Source organism: Ilumatobacter sp., from assembly GCF_041688325.1.
Taxonomy (GTDB): Bacteria; Actinomycetota; Acidimicrobiia; order Acidimicrobiales; family Ilumatobacteraceae; genus Ilumatobacter_A.
The window spans coordinates 1-3,076 of the sequence record NZ_JBDNIJ010000360.1 but is presented as its reverse complement, the minus strand read 5'-3'; the positions used below and the strand labels follow the sequence as shown (position 1 = coordinate 3,076).

General features: G+C 63.2%; 4 protein-coding genes. 3 read left to right on the top strand and 1 reads right to left on the bottom strand.

What is annotated here, in order from left to right; all coding sequences use genetic code 11:
* Positions 1–194 precede the first annotated feature (194 nt).
* Genes ACH2EI_RS18660 through ACH2EI_RS18650 form a run of 3 tightly spaced genes read left to right on the top strand, consistent with a single transcriptional unit; the run spans position 195 to position 1,919 of the window.
* Positions 195–344: a hypothetical protein gene (locus tag ACH2EI_RS18660; protein WP_395161113.1), complete on the top strand. Its 150-nt coding sequence runs from the start codon at positions 195–197 to the stop codon at positions 342–344.
* 9 nt (positions 345–353) lie between these two features.
* Positions 354–1,208 carry a formate dehydrogenase accessory sulfurtransferase FdhD gene (gene fdhD, locus ACH2EI_RS18655; RefSeq protein ID WP_395153364.1) on the top strand — a complete coding sequence of 285 codons (855 nt, stop codon included), beginning with the start codon at positions 354–356 and terminating at the stop codon, positions 1,206–1,208.
* Positions 1,209–1,265: 57 nt separating this feature from the next.
* A complete protein-coding gene (locus tag ACH2EI_RS18650; RefSeq protein ID WP_395153362.1) occupies positions 1,266–1,919 on the top strand; it encodes a chlorite dismutase family protein in 654 nt (217 codons plus the stop codon).
* Positions 1,920–1,972: 53 nt separating this feature from the next.
* Here ACH2EI_RS18650 and ACH2EI_RS18645 read toward each other — a convergent pair.
* On the bottom strand, positions 1,973–3,076 hold a 1,104-nt coding region (locus tag ACH2EI_RS18645), incomplete at its 5' end, for an ABC transporter substrate-binding protein (protein WP_395161111.1).

Genomic DNA, 3,076 nt, shown 5'->3' with positions numbered 1-3,076 from the left:
GGGAACATCGGGACGATCACGATGGTGCCGAACGGGCCCATCAGGCCACCCAAGTACAGCGGCAGCCGCGCCAATCGGGTCGTGGGGCCGCTCATGTCGCCGACGTTATTGCAGCCGGTCTGATTTGGCGGACCCGCAGCGTCGGATCATCCGGTGCCATTGAATGCGACCGCGACGTAAGCGTGGTGTCCGACATGGCCCTGATGGTCCAGCCGCACCTCGAACTGATCGAACCGTCGCTCTACTTCAACTCGAGTGATGGAAGCGCTGCTCGGGCCGCATCTGCCCGGCTGCAGTTCCTGGCCAGCACGGGTGGGGCCCCGTCGGTCGCACCTTGCGCGTAGCCTGCATGCATGGCACGTCGTCGATCTGAGCGCATGCTCGTCACGAGGGTGACCGGCGTTGGCGAAGCTCGCCAAATGAAGCGCAGCCCCGATGAATTGATCGTCGAGGAGCCCATGTCGATTCAGCTCGACGGAACGCTGATCGCCACAACGATGCGCACCCCCGGCAACGACTTCGAGTTGGCGGCCGGGTTCTGCCATACCGAAGGACTGCTCGGCGGCGCTTCGATCATTGGCGTTCGCTACTGCGTCGATGGGAGCGCGGTCGACAGCGAGTTCAACATTGTCACGGTCGAGACCGGTGGTCGTGCCCCCAAACCGACTCCACGCCTCGGCAACGTGTCGTCCAGTTGCGGATGGTGCGGAAGCGAACAGATCGACGACCTCTGCGCACGGCTTGCGCCGATTCCGTCCAGCGAAGCGTTCGATCTCGACGTGATTGCAGCAATGCCCGACCGGGTGCTCGGTGAGCAAGGGCTGTTTGCCCGGACCGGCTCGGTCCATGCTGCCGCAGCGTTCACCCGCTCCGGCGACGTTCTGCTGATGCGCGAGGACGTCGGCCGTCACAATGCCGTCGACAAGGTCATTGGTTCGATGTTGCTTGACCCTGCCCAAACACTGCCGGCTGACAGCGACGAGCAGTTCGGGCTCTTCGTCAGCGGCCGGGCCAGCATCGAGATGGTGCAGAAGGCGTGGGCCGGAGGTTTCAGCGCAGTCGTCGCGGTGAGCGCACCGACAGCATTGGCTGTCGACGCCGCGCGTCGGGCGAACCTGCTGCTCGCCGGCTTCGTTCGTGGCACAACGTTCAATATCTACGCACCCGAGCGACTCTCAGCGCCGCTGATCCGCGCTGACCCGCGTTGAACACGGGTTCGTCCGGCCCGAAGCCTGGGTCGCTGATTCGCCAGTAGCGTGGCCTGCATGTTGATGGAGCAAGGTCTCAGCGTCGTTCACCTCTTTGGGAAGTCGACCCCGAACCTCGATCGAGAAGCGATCATCGCTGCGGTCAAGGAAGCAGAAGAAGCCGATTGTCAAGTGATCACCGCTGCAATGATCGGGCACAAGTCCGACGTGGCCTTCATGGCGCTCTGCGCGGATTGGCGTACGTTGCGGCAGCTGCAAACTCGGCTCCAGCAGGCGGGCCTCGACATCGTCGACAGCTACGTGTCGATCACCGAGGTCTCCGAGTACACGAAGGGCATGCCCGAAGAGATGCTGCGCGGTCGGCTCACCCCGACAATCCCGCCTGAGGGTCTGAACGCCTTCTGCTTCTACCCGATGAGCAAGAAGCGTGAGCAGGGTGCCAACTGGTTCGCCACGCCGTTCGAGCGTCGCTACGAGATGATGATGGAGCACGGCAAGAGTGGTCGCCAGTTCGCTGGCAAGGTCGCCCAGGTCATCTCCGGCTCAACCGGCCTCGACGACTTCGAGTGGGGCGTCACGCTGTTTGCCAAGAGCCCCGACGTCGTCAAAGAAGTTGTGTACACGATGCGTTTCGACGAGGGTTCAGCCCTCTACGGCGAGTTCGGTGCCTTCTACGTCGGCTACCTCGAGTACATCGAGAACATCTTCTGATCTGACGCTGTCAGCGCCCCTGCGATTGCCCGCTGGAATTGAGGGGGTGCGATTCAGAGGCGTGAGGCGACGATCGACTGCTCGTAGACGCCGCGGCCAGTCTCGTCGAATGCGAACACGTCGAAGCGGGCCCGTGCCGGGTGGCCGACAACGAGTAACTCGGTCATCCCGTCGGGTCCGTTGTAGTTGATGTTCAAGCTCTCGTCGAGGAGATTTTTGCACTCTTCGAACGACCGGCATACTCGGCCACGAGTCGTCAACGCCGGGATCTGTGTGGCGAACACCGATGGATCGTCTGACCCGACCAGGTCGACGGCGAGCGCTATCAAGTTCACGCAGTCGAAGGCGTTCGCGGCGAACAATCCTGGTGGATCGAACGGTCGGTCTTCGTCAGTTGACTGAGCTTGAGGAGCCACGCCCCGGACACGATCGCGCAAGCTGGGGTCGAGTGCTTCGATGCGCTGTGCGCCGGCCGGGTCGCGGAGCTGATCGTTGACGATGACGTCGATCAGCGACCCGAAGTTTGTCTTGCTCAATGCTTCGAGGAAAGCGGTGCCGTCGTCGCTGCCGGCGATCACGACCACGACTTGCGCCCCTGATTCGACGACGTCTCGCGCGATGTCTTCGAGCGTTCCGTCGCCACGTACGAATGGGTAGGTGGCGACGGTCCGGGTGCCTTCGGAGAGTGCGTCGCTGACCGCGGCGGCAAATGGCCGACCGTAGACGTCGTCAACATGGGCGACGGCGATGTTCTGGACGCCCGTTCGTTGCGCGAGGTCGGCGATCGCCAGCGCCTGCAAGGAATCACTTGGTGCTGTGCGGAAGAAGAGTTCGTTGTCGGGGAAGTCGTCGAGCGCCAACGCTGTTGCAGTCGGGGAGCACGACATCACCCCGGCCGACACGAGCGTGTCGAGTTCGTTCAGGGCCGTCAGTGACGATGCCGGGCCGACCACGGCATCGATTTGCGGGTCACTGGCGAGGAGCGCTGCAACACCAGCTGCGCCGCCGTCGCCGAGCCCTTCATCCTGTTCGACGATTCGAATCGACCGGCCGAGCACTCCGCCGGCTGCGTTGATTCGATCGACAGCAATGTTCGACGCCTCGATGAGGCCCTGTCCCATGATTGGGTCCGAGGAGGGCAGCAGCAGGCCGATCGT